The sequence below is a fragment of the Serratia sp. G204Y genome (assembly GCF_051172435.1).
Taxonomy (GTDB): Bacteria; Pseudomonadota; Gammaproteobacteria; order Enterobacterales; family Enterobacteriaceae; genus Serratia; species Serratia sarumanii.
In genome coordinates this window covers 2,503,358-2,519,037 of record NZ_JBPIZA010000001.1, presented here as the reverse complement: position 1 = coordinate 2,519,037, position 15,680 = coordinate 2,503,358, and the positions used below count along the sequence as shown (strand labels likewise).

At 52.8% G+C, this 15,680-nt stretch carries 30 protein-coding genes; 10 read left to right on the top strand and 20 right to left on the bottom strand.

From position 1 onward, the window contains the following. Positions 1-16: 16 nt before the first annotated feature. The 20 genes from ACSBQQ_RS12385 to ACSBQQ_RS12290 all read right to left on the bottom strand — a co-directional run bounded on the left by ACSBQQ_RS12385 (position 17) and on the right by ACSBQQ_RS12290 (position 10,016). Positions 17-835: a pyridoxal phosphatase gene (locus tag ACSBQQ_RS12385; protein WP_047728435.1), complete on the bottom strand. Its 819-nt coding sequence runs from the start codon at positions 833-835 to the stop codon at positions 17-19. A 128-nt stretch (positions 836-963) separates the two neighbouring features. Beyond that, complete coding sequence (locus tag ACSBQQ_RS12380) at positions 964-1,215, bottom strand: pyocin activator PrtN family protein (protein ID WP_060420263.1); 252 nt, start codon at positions 1,213-1,215, stop codon at positions 964-966. Between the two features lie 57 nt (positions 1,216-1,272). Then, on the bottom strand, positions 1,273-1,617 hold the full coding sequence (locus ACSBQQ_RS12375) for a hypothetical protein (RefSeq protein ID WP_060425421.1): 345 nt from the start codon (positions 1,615-1,617) through the stop codon (positions 1,273-1,275). Then, positions 1,610-2,089 carry a hypothetical protein gene (locus tag ACSBQQ_RS12370; protein ID WP_435013098.1) on the bottom strand — a complete coding sequence of 160 codons (480 nt, stop codon included), beginning with the start codon at positions 2,087-2,089 and terminating at the stop codon, positions 1,610-1,612. The genes ACSBQQ_RS12375 and ACSBQQ_RS12370 overlap by 8 nt, the downstream gene beginning before the upstream one ends. 10 nt (positions 2,090-2,099) lie before the next feature. Beyond that, positions 2,100-2,408, bottom strand: a complete 309-nt coding sequence (locus ACSBQQ_RS12365; protein WP_435013096.1) for a hypothetical protein — start codon at positions 2,406-2,408, stop codon at positions 2,100-2,102. After that, positions 2,405-2,680 (bottom strand): hypothetical protein, encoded by a 276-nt coding sequence (locus ACSBQQ_RS12360; RefSeq protein ID WP_435013095.1) that lies wholly within the window; start codon positions 2,678-2,680, stop codon positions 2,405-2,407. The genes ACSBQQ_RS12365 and ACSBQQ_RS12360 overlap by 4 nt, the downstream gene beginning before the upstream one ends. 2 nt (positions 2,681-2,682) lie before the next feature. Next, positions 2,683-3,450, bottom strand: coding sequence for an ead/Ea22-like family protein (locus ACSBQQ_RS12355; protein WP_435013093.1), 768 nt, complete (start codon positions 3,448-3,450; stop codon positions 2,683-2,685). Next, entirely contained in the window at positions 3,440-3,625 is a 186-nt protein-coding gene (locus ACSBQQ_RS12350; RefSeq protein WP_435013091.1) for a hypothetical protein, read from the bottom strand. The genes ACSBQQ_RS12355 and ACSBQQ_RS12350 overlap by 11 nt, the downstream gene beginning before the upstream one ends. Continuing rightward, entirely contained in the window at positions 3,622-3,786 is a 165-nt protein-coding gene (locus tag ACSBQQ_RS12345; protein WP_435013089.1) for a stationary-phase-induced ribosome-associated protein, read from the bottom strand. The genes ACSBQQ_RS12350 and ACSBQQ_RS12345 overlap by 4 nt, the downstream gene beginning before the upstream one ends. 207 nt (positions 3,787-3,993) lie before the next feature. Beyond that, the gene (locus ACSBQQ_RS12340; RefSeq protein ID WP_435013087.1) at positions 3,994-4,518 is read right to left on the bottom strand and encodes a class I SAM-dependent methyltransferase; all 525 of its coding nucleotides are present in this window, start codon (positions 4,516-4,518) and stop codon (positions 3,994-3,996) included. Continuing rightward, positions 4,518-5,183 carry a hypothetical protein gene (locus tag ACSBQQ_RS12335; RefSeq protein ID WP_435013085.1) on the bottom strand — a complete coding sequence of 222 codons (666 nt, stop codon included), beginning with the start codon at positions 5,181-5,183 and terminating at the stop codon, positions 4,518-4,520. Before ACSBQQ_RS12335 ends, ACSBQQ_RS12340 begins: the two co-directional genes overlap by 1 nt. Beyond that, entirely contained in the window at positions 5,180-5,713 is a 534-nt protein-coding gene (locus ACSBQQ_RS12330; RefSeq protein ID WP_197817845.1) for a hypothetical protein, read from the bottom strand. Before ACSBQQ_RS12330 ends, ACSBQQ_RS12335 begins: the two co-directional genes overlap by 4 nt. After that, positions 5,710-6,147, bottom strand: coding sequence for a hypothetical protein (locus ACSBQQ_RS12325; protein ID WP_435013083.1), 438 nt, complete (start codon positions 6,145-6,147; stop codon positions 5,710-5,712). Before ACSBQQ_RS12325 ends, ACSBQQ_RS12330 begins: the two co-directional genes overlap by 4 nt. After that, positions 6,144-6,929, bottom strand: coding sequence for a ParB/RepB/Spo0J family partition protein (locus ACSBQQ_RS12320; protein ID WP_060425427.1), 786 nt, complete (start codon positions 6,927-6,929; stop codon positions 6,144-6,146). The genes ACSBQQ_RS12325 and ACSBQQ_RS12320 overlap by 4 nt, the downstream gene beginning before the upstream one ends. A gap of 129 nt (positions 6,930-7,058) precedes the next feature. Further along, a complete protein-coding gene (locus tag ACSBQQ_RS12315; RefSeq protein WP_154618102.1) occupies positions 7,059-7,415 on the bottom strand; it encodes a hypothetical protein in 357 nt (118 codons plus the stop codon). Positions 7,416-7,610: 195 nt separating this feature from the next. Further along, entirely contained in the window at positions 7,611-8,183 is a 573-nt protein-coding gene (locus ACSBQQ_RS12310) for a hypothetical protein (RefSeq protein ID WP_060425428.1), read from the bottom strand. Between the two features lie 244 nt (positions 8,184-8,427). Then, positions 8,428-8,550, bottom strand: coding sequence for a hypothetical protein (locus tag ACSBQQ_RS12305; protein WP_268257854.1), 123 nt, complete (start codon positions 8,548-8,550; stop codon positions 8,428-8,430). Between the two features lie 31 nt (positions 8,551-8,581). Further along, positions 8,582-8,926 (bottom strand): hypothetical protein, encoded by a 345-nt coding sequence (locus tag ACSBQQ_RS12300; protein ID WP_060425429.1) that lies wholly within the window; start codon positions 8,924-8,926, stop codon positions 8,582-8,584. Between the two features lie 289 nt (positions 8,927-9,215). Next, entirely contained in the window at positions 9,216-9,320 is a 105-nt protein-coding gene (locus tag ACSBQQ_RS12295) for a YoaK family small membrane protein (RefSeq protein WP_154618106.1), read from the bottom strand. Between the two features lie 45 nt (positions 9,321-9,365). Further along, the gene (locus tag ACSBQQ_RS12290) at positions 9,366-10,016 is read right to left on the bottom strand and encodes a S24 family peptidase (RefSeq protein ID WP_060425430.1); all 651 of its coding nucleotides are present in this window, start codon (positions 10,014-10,016) and stop codon (positions 9,366-9,368) included. A gap of 99 nt (positions 10,017-10,115) precedes the next feature. Here ACSBQQ_RS12290 and ACSBQQ_RS12285 point away from each other — a divergent pair, with 99 nt between their 5' ends. From ACSBQQ_RS12285 to ACSBQQ_RS12240, 10 genes are all read left to right on the top strand, one after another. After that, a complete protein-coding gene (locus ACSBQQ_RS12285) occupies positions 10,116-10,313 on the top strand; it encodes a Cro/CI family transcriptional regulator (RefSeq protein WP_033646515.1) in 198 nt (65 codons plus the stop codon). A 27-nt stretch (positions 10,314-10,340) separates the two neighbouring features. Further along, positions 10,341-10,874, top strand: coding sequence for a YmfL family putative regulatory protein (locus ACSBQQ_RS12280; protein ID WP_060420235.1), 534 nt, complete (start codon positions 10,341-10,343; stop codon positions 10,872-10,874). Between the two features lie 198 nt (positions 10,875-11,072). Beyond that, on the top strand, positions 11,073-11,990 hold the full coding sequence (locus ACSBQQ_RS12275; RefSeq protein WP_072265815.1) for a conserved phage C-terminal domain-containing protein: 918 nt from the start codon (positions 11,073-11,075) through the stop codon (positions 11,988-11,990). Beyond that, complete coding sequence (locus ACSBQQ_RS12270) at positions 11,971-12,708, top strand: ATP-binding protein (protein WP_195892007.1); 738 nt, start codon at positions 11,971-11,973, stop codon at positions 12,706-12,708. The genes ACSBQQ_RS12275 and ACSBQQ_RS12270 overlap by 20 nt, the downstream gene beginning before the upstream one ends. After that, a complete protein-coding gene (locus ACSBQQ_RS12265) occupies positions 12,705-13,052 on the top strand; it encodes a hypothetical protein (protein WP_060425432.1) in 348 nt (115 codons plus the stop codon). Before ACSBQQ_RS12270 ends, ACSBQQ_RS12265 begins: the two co-directional genes overlap by 4 nt. Next, positions 13,049-13,276 carry a hypothetical protein gene (locus tag ACSBQQ_RS12260; protein ID WP_060425433.1) on the top strand — a complete coding sequence of 76 codons (228 nt, stop codon included), beginning with the start codon at positions 13,049-13,051 and terminating at the stop codon, positions 13,274-13,276. Before ACSBQQ_RS12265 ends, ACSBQQ_RS12260 begins: the two co-directional genes overlap by 4 nt. Continuing rightward, positions 13,273-13,842 (top strand): MT-A70 family methyltransferase, encoded by a 570-nt coding sequence (locus ACSBQQ_RS12255; protein WP_060425434.1) that lies wholly within the window; start codon positions 13,273-13,275, stop codon positions 13,840-13,842. Before ACSBQQ_RS12260 ends, ACSBQQ_RS12255 begins: the two co-directional genes overlap by 4 nt. After that, on the top strand, positions 13,839-14,279 hold the full coding sequence (locus ACSBQQ_RS12250) for a hypothetical protein (protein ID WP_060425435.1): 441 nt from the start codon (positions 13,839-13,841) through the stop codon (positions 14,277-14,279). Before ACSBQQ_RS12255 ends, ACSBQQ_RS12250 begins: the two co-directional genes overlap by 4 nt. Then, a complete protein-coding gene (locus ACSBQQ_RS12245; RefSeq protein ID WP_060425436.1) occupies positions 14,276-14,659 on the top strand; it encodes a RusA family crossover junction endodeoxyribonuclease in 384 nt (127 codons plus the stop codon). The genes ACSBQQ_RS12250 and ACSBQQ_RS12245 overlap by 4 nt, the downstream gene beginning before the upstream one ends. Further along, entirely contained in the window at positions 14,644-15,639 is a 996-nt protein-coding gene (locus ACSBQQ_RS12240) for a DUF968 domain-containing protein (protein WP_060425437.1), read from the top strand. Before ACSBQQ_RS12245 ends, ACSBQQ_RS12240 begins: the two co-directional genes overlap by 16 nt. Positions 15,640-15,680 lie beyond the last annotated feature (41 nt).

The window sequence follows — 15,680 nt, the reverse complement described above, 5'->3', positions numbered from 1 at the left end:
CGGGAGGGCGAAAAGATTACAGCACGCGGGTGCGGATCACCTCGGCGATGCCCGGCTGCAGGTTATCGGCGATCACCAGATCGGCGCGTTCCTTGATCGCGTCATCGGCGTTGCCCATCGCCACGCCCAACCCGACTGCTTCCAGCATGCTGATGTCGTTGTAGTTGTCGCCGAACGCCACCACCTGATCCATGCTCAGCCCCTGCGACTCCACCCATTGGCGCAGGCGCTTGCCTTTGCTGTTGCCGCCTTTGGCGATATCCACCTGATCGTGCCAGGACCATTCGCATGCCAGCCCCAGCTCTTTCTCCACCGTGTCGGCAAACTCGCGCAGCGCCAGGGTATCGGCGTGCGAGGTGGCGAATTTCCAGATCGCCTGCGCGTCGTCGGCCGCCTGCGCCAGGCTGCCGACCTGCAGCAGCGTCGGGCGCTGCGCTACCGGCAGGGTTTCGGCCCAGGCCAGCGAGCGGGTCACGTGGCCGCTCGGCTCCTGGTAGAGCATGGCGTCGTCAACGTACATCAGCCCGTGAATGTCGGTCTGTTTGAGCATCTGCAGCACCTGCTTGGCCTGATCTTTCGCCAGCGGATCGGCCGCCAGCACCTTCTTCTGCTGAAAATCATACAGGTAGGTGCCGTTGCAGCAGATGGCCGGGGTGTCTATCTGCAGCGCCTGGTAGAACGGATGGATAGCGACGTGATGGCGGCCGGTGACCACCACCACCTGGATGCCGGCGGCGCGCGCCTGCGCCAGCGCTTCCAGCGATTGCGGTAAGATGCGTTTTTGGTTGTCCAGCAGGGTGCCGTCAAGATCGAGGGCGATGACGCGGTAGCTCATAGGGTTCTCGTTATCGTTAGCCATAAAATTAATCCGATGGTACATCTTGTATATGATCTATAAGAATCAACAGGTTATTTTTATCGGGGGTGCTATTGGGGTGCTGGTGGGGCAAGCCCCACACAGCATTACTTGCAGCGTTCCAACTCTTCTTTGGCTTCTTTTCTTCGTTGATCAATCAGTTCGGCCAAGTCAGCAACGTGTACCATTCGCGGTGATTTTTGGGTGTTCCCTACGCGAAATGTCGCTATAGGTAGCTTACCCTCTGCGGCCTTCTGTTCAGCAGTTGACGGACGCAGTCCGAGATAACGCTCAGCAATTTCCGATAGTGGAATACTGGACCTTTCGTATTCGGCCATCAACAAAAACATCGTATTCATATTTTTTCTCCACACGTATCGCCCGCCGCATACGGGCATTAACTCAATCGTGACATGTCACACTGTTAATTTCGTTTCGTGCCACCCATAGGTTTGCCAGCATTCAGAATCACCGAGGAAATAACACCCTGCAGGATCCCCAGGTAGTTTGTCTTTGCACTTTCCGCAGCACCGCTCATTCCGTGCTGCCAGCTGCTTTTTTAAATCGGCGTTATCCTTCCTGATCAACATGGTTATGTACTCGTCCATATCGTATGGTTCACGTTGCGGCCGGCGGGCCGCGCAGTTTTCCCGTAACATATCGATTTCCTGCTGATCCAACTTGAGTTCAAAGGGAACAACGCCGGATTTTCGTTGGCGTTCGCGTTGCGCCGCCTTGCGTTCTGCCGCTGTCTTAGCCATTCCCACCCTCCGGCGATGCTGACAGCATTGTTACGGCGTTCCACTTTTTAACACTGTTCCGGTTCCAGTTTTCATCGTCAAGCACATCCTCGATGTGATTAAGAAGTACAAGAACGCTATCCGGCAACTTGTAACCGCCACTTACATGTTGAGCCAGCATTGCGGCGCGGCAGGCGTTCCAGCCTCTAACGTAACCACGCTCACTTTTACCAAGGAATGGCATTTCACCAAGCTTTGCTTCCCCCGGCACTGCTGACGCTGGCTGGGCAGTGAAAAGTTCGGTGCCATGCGGTAGGTCTTTCCCGCCGTTCTGCCAACAGATGCTGCCGCTTGCGGCCGGGCGAAGGTCAACCAGCGCCACCGGCTGCGCCTCCCGGTTAGCCAAACACTCGCGAGCCAATCGGCGCGTCAGTTCGTTGGCATTGTCGCTGGAAGCCAGGTGCTTCAGTTCTTCAGTAGTCGTTAGTGTCATGCATCCTCCCTTAGTCCCAGCACAATGTTGATGCGAAATAAGCACCTCGGCACGGCGTATCCCGCGGATGGTTCCAACTGCCGTAACCATCCTGGCCGCCAATCGGGCTTACCTTGTACCAGGACTGGTAATAGCGAGCGGTGCGCGCCCAAGTCTCAGCAATGTCGCTATCGATGTGGTCTTGATTTACCGCTGCCTGGATAATATCGGCAGCGGTATAGTCGCCGCGCATAACCAAAAATCTGCAATCGTCTGACGTCATATGTTCAACAGCGCCATCGTTCAGGCCTTTCTTTGTTGGCTTGATTAATTCAGTCATGGTTGGCTCCAGTGGTCTTCAATGGCAGCGCCAAGACGCTGCATCCAATCGGCAAGTTTCAGGGCTGCTTCTCGTTCAGAGCCGCAAGCGGGGAAATCATCAAACCGCATGTCGGCGGTATATCGCCGGAACATGCCCTCGCCTTTGATAATCAGCTCCTGCTCAACGACCGTCCGGGCATTTCGTGAATACTGCTCGGTGTGATAGACGCTGGTCGTTGTGTTCTCCTTTCTGTCACGCGTGAAGCTGACCAGTTCGCAATGTGTTGGCATGGCTACTCATCCCCCTCTACGGTGAAGCCAGCGGCGCGCAATTGCTGACGGAACATTAGCCCACAGATTGACCGGCACGTATTGAACGCTTCGGTTGGTGAAACTCCATCCCAGTCATGGCTGTCATCGCGTCGCTCAGGCAAATTAATGACCAATGGCGTAGCCAGCTTGGCTTCTGCGGCTTCAAGTCTCGCAGCCATGGTTTCCCACAGTTCAGCGTTGCCACCGGCCAGCGCCACCACGCGCTTTTCCCGCTCTTTCAGCGCATCGATAGCCATCATGATCGACTCGTTGTCGAGGTTGCAGCCCAGCTCGTTGCCGATTTCTTTGAGCACCTGGGATGCGTCTGCTCGGATGGACTCCAGCTCGGCGATGCGCTTATCCTTCGCTTCCAGCTTGGCGCGTAATTCTGCAACCGTTTCAGCATGGCTATCTACGATGTTCGTGATTTCTGCTTCCAGCTCGGCGATGCGCTCTTCGGCCCGTGTGCAGTTCTGCTGCCACTGCGCACGGCTTGCGCGCTCGTCTTCTAGCTCTGCCAGCAGGGCGAGAATAGTTTCTGGGTCAGCTGCTGCAATAAAACGGGCCAGTTCCACGCGGTGGCTTTTGGCATTCAGATCAGATGCGTCGAAACCACTCCAGCCAATAATTTCGATAACTGTATCGGCGCACAGAGTTGCTTGCGTATTGGCTTTGCCGATGAATGCCTTAAATCGCTTGATGGGGCATTTGTCGGCCCGGCGCTTCAGTTCGCTCAGCTTATTGTCCATGATTGTAGTCCTTCAGGTAGTCCAGAAGCTTCAGGATTGCCCAGCAGTAGAGACTGAACAGTAATCCTGCGAGGAAGTACGACCCGAACCCGGTAGCGGTTACTGTAACTACCTTGATCTGCAGGATTGCCACCACCAAAATCAAAATACGAATTACGCCGATTAACGTGCTCATAATGCTTTCTCCTGGGCATCGGCCCGACGCGCGCCTTTTGATGGCATGATTCGCCAATAGGTTAAGAATGATTTTTCGCCACTAAAAAACATGCGATTGCTAATCCAGCGCCTCATGCCAAATAGTTGCCGCGCCGCTCTGTTGCTCTTACGCTTAGCCATGCTGGGACTCCTCAGTATTCGAAATCGACGGTAAATTCTTCGCCGCAGTGCGGGCAGCTAACCCAAACATTGGTGCTACGATGTGAGTCGGTTTCAAGCGGGTCGCAATGTAAGTCGGCTTTAAAATCACTGTCTTCCATCAGGTCAAAACTCAGCTCACACCCTGGGCAGTGGGTATGTAGTTGGATATCCCATGTTGCTTTTCGATTACCCACGCTCCACCTCCCTAGCGCTGTCACCCGACTTGACGAAGATGATCCAGTGAGTTTTGTCGTTCTTGCCGGTGCGCTGCCAGATAGCTGGCTTCTCGTCTGTGAGGGCGATGATCTGGCTAACCGGTATCTGGGTTTCGTTCCATTTGAATATCAGCACGCCGTGTGGCCGCAGCACGCGGAAGGCCTCAGCGAACCCGGCACGCAGTTCATCGCGCCATGTTTCGCGATCGAGCTTCCCGTACTTTTTGCCCTGCCAGCCGTTGGGGCCGACGCGTTCCAGGTGCGGCGGATCGAACACGACAACAGGGAAGCTACCGTCTGCAAACGGTAGCGCGGTAAAGTCGGCGATCAGGTCAGGGGAGATAACCAGTTTCCGACCATCGCACAGGGTGTGGCTCTCGCTGCGCTTGTCGCTGAATACAGCGCGCTCGTCCTGTTTGTCGAACCAGAACATGCGGGAGCCGCAGCACATGTCGAGAATGCTTTTTCCGTCGAGGCTCAGTTCATTTGCTGGCATCACGCACCTCCCACACGACGAAACTCGATAACCCACACCCAGGGATTAGCGCGCCAGTTTTCTACGCCGTAGATGGACTTCCACAGACTTTTGAAGCTGTCGCTCGCGCGGTTGTACCACTCCGCAGTGTCATTCAAATTAGGAAGCAAGTAATCGCAATAGGCAGGGCCATTGCCGAAGTTGTTTTCGATTGCCCTAACACCTTCAGCCCTGGCATCCTCTTCGCTGATATCGTTCAGTCGCTCCACGCGCACGGCGGTGATTTCCAGCGTGATGCGGGATGCCCAGCGCGGCATGTGGATTGATGGTGTCCATCCGTCCACGCAGTCAGCATCATCTGAGTAATCGGCGCGGTATTCGCAAAGATCTTCCGCTTTGTCTCTGCCATCTTTGATGTCCTGAATTTGGTCATCATCGAGATAGTGACCGGCGAACGTCTCCCGCACCCACAGCCGATCGCCAACTTCACCAAATGGGCAGGAGAACCAGATATCACCACCACGCTCTCCATCTTCCGCCCACGGCCACAACGAGCCATCATCACGCTCGGCCATCTCTGTGTACGGCTGACGCTTCCAATTCAGTGTGCGCCGCGTCTGGGTCTTGCGGCCGTCAAGAATGGCGCGAACCATCTCGCCGTTGAAAATCACTGGGCGCTCTTTCATTTGGCCTCCATTTGCTTCAACGCTTCACGCACGGCATCCAAGATGCGCTCAAGGTATTGGTATTCGTGGTTAGGGACGGTTGGCCATTTGGCGTAATAGGGGTCATCACCAAGCAGTTCAAGAAGCACGGAGCCATTACTCCATGAGCAGCAATCCGCCTTAACGTCATCGCTGCACTCTGCTGATTCCCACATGTCCCGCGCTTTTACGCTGTCTATTTCACCTGAACGGCGCAGCTTGCAGATTTCGCCCTTCACGAACTCCAGGTTCGCTTCGTTGTCGTCATCTACTTCGCTGCGCATCATTGGCGAAAGGCAGCCGATCAGGTAATCATTTGATACGCGGATTAAAAACTGCTGGACGGTATCTCCACCCATTGCAGGCCAGAAAGAAGTCCATGCCTTGCCGAAGCAGGTGATAGTGATACGGCCTTTCCCTGGCACGTAGTTCTCAGCCATAACGCGGATAGGATCGAGGCGTTCGACCTCAGTGATTTCGATGCTCAAAACTTTGGTTTCGGTGACCTTCATTTGGCCTCCCGCAACTCTTTAGCCAAACCTTCTAGAGCCATGACAGGGATGCCAATATGCCCAGTGCTTGCAAACATATTCATCAGGCGTTCGATGGCCTTCTCCACTCCCTGAGCCTGGATAGCTGCAAGTGCTGCGTCAGTGGCTGGGGTTTCGGAGTTGAACAGCTCATCATTGGCAATCATCGCCACTACTCCGGCTTGTCCTTTGTCGGTTACATCCACATGTTCCAAAATGACGGAAAGCGCGTGCTTAAAGCCTGCATTCTCCACAGCCAGCGCATCGGCTCGTTTCTGCTGCGCATCGCGCTCAGCCTTCAAAACTTCATAGTCGGAGAATTTGACGAACTCACCGTGCTCGTTTTCGCGGGCAAACGGCTCAAAGCGCACTGCGTGCATTTTGTAGTCAGGGGTAAACCGCTGGATGGTTGTCATTCGTCGTCTCCCAGCACCCAGCGGAGCGCCTGAGCGTAATCACCGCTCGCACCTTCCAGGGCTTTTGTGATTTCTTTTCGGGACTTCAGGCGGGGTTTGGCATCGCCAATCACCTGGCGCTGCCGGCGTGCCTTTTCATGGCCTTTAGTGCCGACGGTTGCCGCTTCAACCTCTTTCACTTTTTCGCGCTGTTCGTCGGGTGTGAGGTTCGCCAGCTGGCGCGCCTGGGTAACGGTAATGTCGCCAGATTCAACCGCATCTTTAACTGCCTGAGTGGCATCGAGTAGGGTGAGTGTGGCTCGGATCGTCTGCACACTGACGCCAAACATCAGTGACAAATCTTCTTCATCGTGGCCGCGTTCCAACGCATCAGCCATCTTCTTTGCTCTCCCCAATGGGGTATCGGCACGCCGAATTTCGTTGGCGCTGATCATTGCTTGGGCCATACGAACAGCAGAGCCGCGTTTTGTTACGGCAGGGACGAATAACAGATCCTTTCCTGCAACTGCCAATCGCTTGTTTGCCTCAATGGCATGCCGTACACGCTGACGACCATCGACCACACATGAGAAGCCGGTTTCAGGGTCTTTCCAAACGATGATAGGCTCCAGTACCCCCTGATCCATGATGTTCAATACCATTGCCTCATCAAGCGGCAAGTGAATACGCTCATCGTAAAGAGGGTGTGCTCTGTCGGTTACTAGGTGCAGCCTTTCGGGCTCGAAATTGAGCACGTTGGTTTTTCCGCTGGCCCCGTAGGCTTCAGTAGAGTTCTTGGCCATTTAATTACTCCACACTGATTTTCGGCAAAGGGAATCCCTGCCAGAAGCTGGCAATTTTCCGCAGATAGAAAATCGGTTTTTAAGAAGGGAGGCCAGACGCCCGCATAGCGCTGGCTCCCGGTTAATTACTCACACATCAGGTGGCGCACTGCGCCGGGTATTTATACTGTGTAGATATAAATTAGGGACCGACACAGTACGCCACCAGATATGTGAAAAAATAGCGGCCAGCCTATGAACATTATCTTCACCTCTTGTTGGTTGAAGTTCGGCGTGGCCGCCAAAGACTACACACAGCAATCGCATTTTTGCCGGATATCTGCGCTCGCTTTCGCTGCAGTGCCGCCGGCCCGGCGCATTTGGTGTGGTGGCTGGTAAACAACGCCCCTGAAGTTTCCAGCCTTGAACCACAACGGAAAGAGCACTGCTTAATTCAACAACTATCAGGCAAATTAGGTTTCGCAGGCCCGCCAGATAGCTGATCATGCTCCCGCGCTGTCTATGACCCAGTGCTAGCAGTATTCTTACCGTTGTGCGCCGGTCAACCGGCGTCGTGAACAAAAATCCAAAGTAAAAACCAGAAAACAGAACAACCAACAACGCAATAAACCAAAGACCGCCAACCTCTTTTGCTCATGATTGCCTCGGTGCGCCCCGTAGGGCGCAGTGGATGTTAGTCGATTAGCGGGGTTCAATTAGTTGCGTTACTCTGTCATTGCCTTGGAAATTCCATTCTCTGCCAGGGCCGAAGTAACCCGGTTCAATTCTGCCGGAGACCCATTCAGCAATATTTGCTGCTACATCTCTTCCGTCAGTTCCCGCCCCGGGGAAACTGAGTACTTTTATCACTTTAAAGACCGCACCATGCGCGTGAACAATGTCACCGATAATAACTTCTGTGTTTAAAACTCTTTGTAATTCCATCATTTTACCCTTTGTAGCCCCGCCGCTTTGGCTGTCGGTACTACGCCAAATCCCGGAACAAATAAAATCGGTGAAATGTTGCTGGTTAACTATGGTTTGTCCCGCAGTCAGCATGTCAGGGTGGGCTGTTTGATAGTCAGCTTTCCGATCAGCAATGAACGAAACCATGTCAGCGCCACGACGATTCACGTTAAAGTTTCCTGTGTGAACCAACATCGCCGCAAAACGTTGTTGAACGTTGAATTCAACAGCCGTTTCATATGCGTCTTTACTGAATTTCTCGTTAGTCATCGTGTAACCCTCTGCTGCAATCATGGTTTGGCGAACCATCCCGATCTTCGTGCGCCTCGGGCGGCTACTTCGTGGGCGTCCTGCCTGTTCGCTGCCGATGAATCAAATGTAGGATATCTGACATTTTAAGTCAATATTAAAATGTAGGTAATCTGACATTTTGGTTTGAGTGAATGTTGGGCTGGTGGAATCAAGGGGAAAGTAGTAGGGGGATTGGCAGGGAGAGGGCACAAAAAACCCGGCTTGTTGGCCGGGTTTTAAGCGCTATCAAGTAGCGGATTTATCATGCAGCTTTCGCATACATGTCTTGCATCATGAGCTCTTTGCGAGCATTCATTTCTGCAACGATGGCATCCAGACGATGCGCTAGAGATAACATTCTCTTAATGCTGTCTTGTTTGGACATGTGAACTCTCCGTTTTGTGTGCGTACTTGTATTAAAGAATTTGTGCGCTTTTCAGCATCCTGGAACTGTGGGCGCACATTTCTGGATTCTTTTGCTTGATGTCGTTGATCAAGATCTGTGCAAACAACAAAGCTTGGTTGAGGTTCAGATCACCATGAACTTTTGCTTCAGCGTCAAGTTGCATGATGATGCCATGAAGCTCATCAAGTGATGGGTCAACAAGCTCATGAAGCTTGTCAATCCCTAGCTGATCCAAGCTAGTAGTAACGAATTCAATAAGACCAATAACAGCTTTCTTTATGCTGTACAGCTGCTTTTCTTCAATGGAGGCCTCAAATCCGTCTTGTTTTTCAGCCTGCTGAAATTGCTCGGACACTTACTATACTCCTTATATATGCGCTGTAGTGCAGTTTTTCAACAGGTTTGACCTATCGATTTAAATTATATTTTTGTGGCGCGCATTTTACATACAAAAAAGTAACTTTGGTACTACTTCTGATAATGGTTTTTTGATCAGTATCAGTCAGCAGTTATACGTCGTGTCCTATGTAATACAACATAGCGTATAAGTAACTTTATTGGTTGACTTTTTATGCTGGCTTTGATGAATCCGATAAATCCTATGAGGAGACCCACAGAAAAACCTGTGTGGCCAGCCCGAGCGATTAAGCGCCAGCACTAGGCATCGCATACCCGCCGATGATAAACCAAGCCAGGAGCACTACAGCCACCACGATGATGGCGACGGGGAACAGGTATCCGATTTTCATTTTATTCTCGACTTTTGAACTCATTATCCAAGCAACTGCCGGCATCTACAGCTTGGAGTGATTAACCTCTTCATCCTCAACATGGCGCGAGGCCTTGAGGATGCCGGCCACATACTCTACTTTCAGCACTGCACTTTGCGGCAGTGTGATTGGTCTATGGTCTTGATTGATGCTGGTAAACTGGTAACCGCCGTCGCGAGTGTAGTTGAGCACCTTGATCATGTTATGGCCGTCTGCTGTACGAACGAATACCTCATCACCAGAATGCACTGAGGTACCTGGTTCGATGAGAACGAACTCACCAGACTGGATGCGCGGCCACATGCTATCGCCACGAACGCGAAGCCCGTATGCATTCGGATCATCGCTATAAATCTTCAGCCATCCACCACGGTACTCGACCATGTCGATCATGCCATCAACTCCTAAAACGGCATCACCAACAACAGGGACAAGCCCTGGTCGAACCTTGCCTACATATGTGATGTTTTCGTCAATATCGCCACCTTCAAGAAGCCAGTTTGGATTGCAGCTTAGGGCAGCGGCTAGAGCCTGGAGGTTCTCACCACCAGGTTTATAGTCGCCTGACTCCCAGCCAGTGACGGTGACACGATTGACCCCTATGCGCTTGGCTAAGGTGTCCTGAGTTAGCTTTAACTCTTTGCGTCTTGATCGAATTCGGTCATTCATTTCCATGTAAGCAATCCTACCATTTAGCGATGTAGGATTCCTTGACTCTTTAATGTAAGATATCCTACTATCCAAGTGTTCCATTCCCTTACCAAAGAGTGAGCCATGAAAAAAGATGATGTTATTTCGTACTTCGATGGGGTGGGCAAAACAGCCAAGGCATTAGGGCTGTCGCATGCCTCCGTATCGGGTTGGGGGGAGATTATTCCCAAAGGTCGAGCATTCGAGATCCAGGTTATTACTGGTGGTGAACTGAAAGTTGATCTCTCTCTTTACAAAAAGTCTACCGCGCCAGCGGCTTAACCAAAACCACAGAAGCGGAGAAACCTTGTGGACAACAAAGATTTCCCAACACAGGACGACATCAGTGAAGCGATACACAAGCTGATCACGTTGTTCCCAGGTAAGTACAGCGCGATGGCTCAGCAGCTGGATCCGGTTGCCGGCACCGAAAACGCATTGCGCAACCGCGTTCGCCAGGTGTCTGGTCAGGTCGTGCCGTTGGGCATGGCAGCTGAAATGGAGTCTATTTCTGGCCGCAGCGATATCACAGAAGCCATGTGCAAAAGGGCTGGTGGAGTTTTCGTGAAGCTTCCAGAAGTCGAGCAGATGGGCAATGAAGAGCTGCTTTACAAATTTAATGATCTGCTGGCGTCTCTCGGCCAGTTCGCGCGCTTCCACAACGAGTCAACATCAGATGGCGTTCTGGACCGCGAAGAAAGCAAACGCATGAAGGCCAAGGGCTATCGCGTGCAGTGTCTGGTGGCTGAAATCATGGTCGTTACAGAGATGTTGTTTGGAGAGGGTGACGCCACAGATATGCGGTCTGTGGCGTCGGTCGCATTAACTAAACGTGTGGAGTAATTAACGCATGAACAGATTAGCAGATAGTCGGCTGCGTGGGCAATTTCGGTGTGTGGCTTCAAGTTGTTCGAAGCCGCTCATGCCGTTGCGTTATGTGATGAGAATACCGGGCGGCTGGATGCCTGTCACCCACAGCGCTTTGCAGGAAGTTGTGGATCGCTTCAAGTATTTGGCACTGCCGGCGCCGGGAGCTGCTGTATGAGCGTGAAAGTCTCAAGTTACGTCTGGGACGGATGCGCTGCACACGGTGTAAAGGGTACCAAGCTGCTTGTAATGCTTCGTCTGGCTGACTTCTCGAATGATGAAGGGATCTGCTATCCGGGGATTGAGAAAATTGCCCGTGAGATCGGTGCTGGCCGTAGTACGGTAACGACAGCGATCGGCGAATTAGAAAGTGATGGATGGCTGACACGCAAGGAGCGCCGTAGAGGGCAGCGAAACGACAGCAATATTTACACCCTGAATGTGCCAAAGCTGAAGGCAGCGGCATTAAGCATCGAGTCTCACCGTTCAAAATCTGACACGTCAGAATCTGACCGTTCAAAATCTGATATGTCAGAATCTGAACGTTCAGAATCCGACCGTTCAGAAAACACGAAAAAAGGCAGTTCTCACCCGCCAGAATCTGGGGGGGATCCGTCAGTAAATTCAAAACAAGATCCATCAGGTAAAAAACCTACTTGTCAGCCTGCTGCGCAGACCGACGACGAAGTATTGATCACTGACCAAGCGAAGGAGGTTTTAAAACACCTGAATCTTGTGACTGGTTCACGCTATCAGACCTCGAAAACTTCACTGGAAAACATCCGGGCACGTATTCGCGATGGATTCACTGTCAAGCAGCTGGTGCAAACCGTTGATTACATGAATGCGAAATGGGGTAACGACTTGGCTATGTCGGATTACCTGCGCCCTACAACGCTTTTTGCCCCCACGAAATTTCCCGGCTATCAGCAATCAAGCACTGCATGGGACAAGAAAGGGCGTCCAGCCTGTATCAACGGCAAATGGCAAACCAGCACGAATCACCGCGTAACACCAGCTACAGGCGCAATCCCGCCGGGCTTCAGCAATGGCTTACCAACAGGGGGTGAACATGATGGCATCGTCAACTGATGTGATGGCGCGCCTATTGGCGCTAAAGCCAGCCCATGTACAACCACGGTTCACGACCGTCGAAGGTTGGAAGAAGTTTCAGGCAGAGGAGGCTTTAAAGTCGAACCAGCAGATCACGGATCGTAATCGCCAGGCGCGTATTGAGAAAATCATTGGAAGATCGGGTATTCAACCGATGCACCGGGAGTGCTCATTCAGTAATTACCGCGTGGAATGTCCTGAACAGCAAGCCGCCCTTGATGCCGCTAAAGGTTTTGTGACGACGTTCGGAAAGAGTCACGGGGGTTTTGTGTTCTCCGGCAACTGCGGCACAGGTAAGAACCATCTGGCCAGTGCCATTGCAAGAAACCTGATCAGCCGCGGTCACTCAGCGATGGTCATGACTGTTTCTGAATTATTCGAAAACCACCGCGCCACATTCAGCAAAGACAGTCTCGTAAAGGAGGCCGAGCTGTTACGCGACCTTTGCCAGCTTGATATCCTGGTGCTGGATGAAGTGGGCCTGCAGAAAGGCTCAGACTACGAAATCAACCTGCTGACCAACATCGTTGATCGTCGTCAGTTGCAGTTGAAGCCAACGGGAATGCTGACCAACAAAACTTTCGAAGAAATGGTTGGCATGGTTGGAGAGCGAGTAATGGATCGCCAGACCGATGGCGGTATTTGGGTTCCGTTTACTTGGTCCAGCATGCGCGGCCGCAAGGGGATGAAGGCATGAGGAAATTAACGATCCCGGTAGACGCATTAGAAAGCGAACGCATCAACAAGGGTATTCGTCGATTGGTTCGCGAAGGTTACCTGAAAGACAACCCAGATAGCCAGATTTGCCGCGTGCGAAATGCCGCTGCTGGGGCAACGTGGCGCACATTGCGTGACCTTGAACGGCTGGTGGTGGAGATGTACGGAGTTTACGACACGCAAGCAGCTATCAGCGCTCGTTTGCGTGAGTTCAGCAAGCCATTCCAGGGGCTGGTGAAAGAGCGCCGGATGGCAAAAAGCAAATCGGGGAAATGGGTTTATTTCTACCGCCTGGTTGCCGTTGAGAAGGAGCCTTCAGCATGAAGTGTGTATCTGGAATTGAGGTTATGCCGCTGCTGGTAATTGCTCATCGCATGTGGCGCTGGTGGATGCTCCGAGAAGCCCGCCGCACGTGGCAAGAACGCGGTGATTTTCGAAAGTACGCCCAGCGCCAGGGTTGGTTGGTTGAATGGCAACGCCAGCGGTTCAGCACTGATTACTGCGTAGTGCGCTATCTGGTTCGCAAGGCTGAAGGGAGTTTTGCATGAGATATTCACTGATTTACGCGGATCCACCCTGGACATACAACGATAAGTGCGCTGATGGGAAGCGTGGTGCAGGTTTCAAGTATCCAACGATGACTGTTGCTGATATCTGCCGTCTGCCGGTGTGGGAACTTGCAGCTGACTCGTGCCTTTTGGCTATGTGGTGGGTGCCGACGCAACCGGAAGAGGCGCTGCAGGTAATGCGGTCATGGGGATTCAGACTGATGACGATGAAGGGCTTCACTTGGCACAAAACAAACCGAGTGAAGGGAAACAGTGCAATCGGTATGGGTCACATGACACGCGCCAACAGCGAGGATTGTCTATTTGCCGTCAGGGGGAAATTGCCACCACGAATTGATGCTTCGATCTGCCAGCACGTCACGGCGCCAAGACTGGAGCATAGCGCTAAGCCTGATGCTTTTCGCGAAAAGCTTGTTCAATTGCTGGGGGATGTTCCACGCATAGAGCTTTTCGCACGCCAGCAAGGCGATGGGTGGCATACGTGGGGGAATCAGTGTGAACAGTCGGTGGCATTGATGCCGGGGAAAGTCGAGGTGATATCGTGAGTGACGAAACCCAATACCCAGATAACAGCGCCAAGGTTTTGGCGTTTACAAAGCGCTTTGATGAGAACGCCGATATCAAGGAAATGCGGAACTTTGTCGAAGAAGATGAACGGCTGTCCCGTCGTTGCTTCCACGGTGCCGTGTCCGTGTCGGAGCACGAGCGCAAAGTAACGTGTCGCCAGTGCGGTGCCGTGATCGACGCCCTCGATCACCTGCTATCACTGGCAAAGGGCGAAACGAAGCTGGACTGGGAGCTGCGTGTGCTGCGCGGCGAGATCAAACAGCACCGGGAAGGGCTGGAGAAGTTGAAACGGGAAGAGGTGAACTGCAAAGGCCGCATCAAGACGGCGCAATTTAGGTTGGCAGATGTGAACCGTGCGCTGGTGGAGGCTGGCGATAAGCTGGTGGCGCAGAAAACAGGAGAGGGGAAGCCATGATTTTGACATTGCCATTTCCTCCAAGCGTCAACGGCTATTGGCGCTCGCCAAACAAGGGATCGTCACGTGGGCGCACTTTGGTCAGTGAACGAGGTAGAGCTTTCCAGGCAGAGGCTATAGCTCAGGTAATCGAGCAACTGCGCCGCCGGCCTAAGCCGATCAGCGCCAACATCTCGGTTCATGTTGTATTTTGCCCGCCAAATAAAGCGCGCCGGGATCTGGATAACTACTTCAAGGCATTATTCGATGCGATGACGCAGGCTGGTGTTTGGCTTGATGACAGCCAGATTAAGCGCATAGAGGCGGAGTGGGGGCCGGTCACGAAAGGCGGGAAAGTGGAACTGAGAATCAGCGAGGTGATGCCATGCGTTGCCTGTTGAAACCTATCATCATCAGCGAGCTCGGCCAGGTGATATTGAAACCAGGCGCTGAGCTGATGTCGTTGTTCGGTGATCGGGTCATGGTGACCAGAGTACCGCCTGAATTCCGCAGAATGCCATCCGGCGCACTACCGACCGTAGAACAGCAATTGGCAACTGACCCACGCTTCCGATCGTTCTTCACGCATGAGCGAGTGCTAAGCGCCGCTGGTGGGTCTGCTGGGATGCGCGATTGGTTATCCCGTGGTTTTGAATGCCAGTGCGCCAGCGCAGACGGGTATCACGACAAGAACGTCAGCGTGATGGAATACGGCGACCATAGCATCAGGATGTGCTGGCATCACCAGCACAAATACCGTGAGCAGACGAGCCCGATGCTGAATAAGCTGGCAGAACAGAACGTGGCTGATTTTGTCGTGTATCGTGCGCGCGCACATTTCATGTTTGACGAATCCCACCAGCTGACGCTGCCTGAGCTTTGCTGGTGGGCATGGGTCAAAGAGGTTATCGATCTAATCCCTGAAGAGGTAGCTGCTGCATCACTGCGTGTGGCGCCGTACAGCGTACCTGCTGGGGTTAAGAAAGAATCAGATATCGAGCATACGCCGGCGGCACGCCAAATTGTTGCCGAGAAAGCCAAAAAAGCGGCCAAAACGTTAGTTATCGATCCTGCGCCACCAAAGGCGTTATTCAAGATTCCAAAGCGTGAGCGATGGACCAGTGAGAAGTTTACCCGTTGGGTTAAGTCTCAGCCATGTGCATGCTGCGGAGCACCCTCGGACGACCCCCATCACATCATTGGCCACGGGCAGGGTGGCATGGGAACCAAGGCGCACGATTTTTTTACTATCCCGCTTTGCCGAAAACATCACGATGAATTGCATCGTGACATGTCACGGTGGGAAGAAGAGCACGGCACTCAGATCGAACTGTGGTTCAGATTCATCGACCACTCGTTATCGATCGGCGCCATTTCATAAGTGTGGAGTAATAGGCGAGCTGGCATGCGGGCCAGACGCCT

Coding starts and splice junctions, on each gene's coding strand:
- ACSBQQ_RS12385 (WP_047728435.1), bottom strand. CDS start 835: ATGAGCTACCGCGTCATCGCCCTCGATCTTGACGGCACCCTGCTGGAC.
- ACSBQQ_RS12380 (WP_060420263.1), bottom strand. CDS start 1,215: ATGAATACGATGTTTTTGTTGATGGCCGAATACGAAAGGTCCAGTATT.
- ACSBQQ_RS12375 (WP_060425421.1), bottom strand. CDS start 1,617: ATGGCTAAGACAGCGGCAGAACGCAAGGCGGCGCAACGCGAACGCCAA.
- ACSBQQ_RS12370 (WP_435013098.1), bottom strand. CDS start 2,089: ATGACACTAACGACTACTGAAGAACTGAAGCACCTGGCTTCCAGCGAC.
- ACSBQQ_RS12365 (WP_435013096.1), bottom strand. CDS start 2,408: ATGACTGAATTAATCAAGCCAACAAAGAAAGGCCTGAACGATGGCGCT.
- ACSBQQ_RS12360 (WP_435013095.1), bottom strand. CDS start 2,680: ATGCCAACACATTGCGAACTGGTCAGCTTCACGCGTGACAGAAAGGAG.
- ACSBQQ_RS12355 (WP_435013093.1), bottom strand. CDS start 3,450: ATGGACAATAAGCTGAGCGAACTGAAGCGCCGGGCCGACAAATGCCCC.
- ACSBQQ_RS12350 (WP_435013091.1), bottom strand. CDS start 3,625: ATGAGCACGTTAATCGGCGTAATTCGTATTTTGATTTTGGTGGTGGCA.
- ACSBQQ_RS12345 (WP_435013089.1), bottom strand. CDS start 3,786: ATGGCTAAGCGTAAGAGCAACAGAGCGGCGCGGCAACTATTTGGCATG.
- ACSBQQ_RS12340 (WP_435013087.1), bottom strand. CDS start 4,518: ATGCCAGCAAATGAACTGAGCCTCGACGGAAAAAGCATTCTCGACATG.
- ACSBQQ_RS12335 (WP_435013085.1), bottom strand. CDS start 5,183: ATGAAAGAGCGCCCAGTGATTTTCAACGGCGAGATGGTTCGCGCCATT.
- ACSBQQ_RS12330 (WP_197817845.1), bottom strand. CDS start 5,713: ATGAAGGTCACCGAAACCAAAGTTTTGAGCATCGAAATCACTGAGGTC.
- ACSBQQ_RS12325 (WP_435013083.1), bottom strand. CDS start 6,147: ATGACAACCATCCAGCGGTTTACCCCTGACTACAAAATGCACGCAGTG.
- ACSBQQ_RS12320 (WP_060425427.1), bottom strand. CDS start 6,929: ATGGCCAAGAACTCTACTGAAGCCTACGGGGCCAGCGGAAAAACCAAC.
- ACSBQQ_RS12315 (WP_154618102.1), bottom strand. CDS start 7,415: ATGATCAGCTATCTGGCGGGCCTGCGAAACCTAATTTGCCTGATAGTT.
- ACSBQQ_RS12310 (WP_060425428.1), bottom strand. CDS start 8,183: ATGGTTCGCCAAACCATGATTGCAGCAGAGGGTTACACGATGACTAAC.
- ACSBQQ_RS12305 (WP_268257854.1), bottom strand. CDS start 8,550: ATGTCCAAACAAGACAGCATTAAGAGAATGTTATCTCTAGCGCATCGT.
- ACSBQQ_RS12295 (WP_154618106.1), bottom strand. CDS start 9,320: ATGAAAATCGGATACCTGTTCCCCGTCGCCATCATCGTGGTGGCTGTA.
- ACSBQQ_RS12290 (WP_060425430.1), bottom strand. CDS start 10,016: ATGGAAATGAATGACCGAATTCGATCAAGACGCAAAGAGTTAAAGCTA.
- ACSBQQ_RS12285 (WP_033646515.1), top strand. CDS start 10,116: ATGAAAAAAGATGATGTTATTTCGTACTTCGATGGGGTGGGCAAAACA.
- ACSBQQ_RS12275 (WP_072265815.1), top strand. CDS start 11,073: ATGAGCGTGAAAGTCTCAAGTTACGTCTGGGACGGATGCGCTGCACAC.
- ACSBQQ_RS12270 (WP_195892007.1), top strand. CDS start 11,971: ATGATGGCATCGTCAACTGATGTGATGGCGCGCCTATTGGCGCTAAAG.
- ACSBQQ_RS12265 (WP_060425432.1), top strand. CDS start 12,705: ATGAGGAAATTAACGATCCCGGTAGACGCATTAGAAAGCGAACGCATC.
- ACSBQQ_RS12260 (WP_060425433.1), top strand. CDS start 13,049: ATGAAGTGTGTATCTGGAATTGAGGTTATGCCGCTGCTGGTAATTGCT.
- ACSBQQ_RS12255 (WP_060425434.1), top strand. CDS start 13,273: ATGAGATATTCACTGATTTACGCGGATCCACCCTGGACATACAACGAT.
- ACSBQQ_RS12245 (WP_060425436.1), top strand. CDS start 14,276: ATGATTTTGACATTGCCATTTCCTCCAAGCGTCAACGGCTATTGGCGC.
- ACSBQQ_RS12240 (WP_060425437.1), top strand. CDS start 14,644: ATGCGTTGCCTGTTGAAACCTATCATCATCAGCGAGCTCGGCCAGGTG.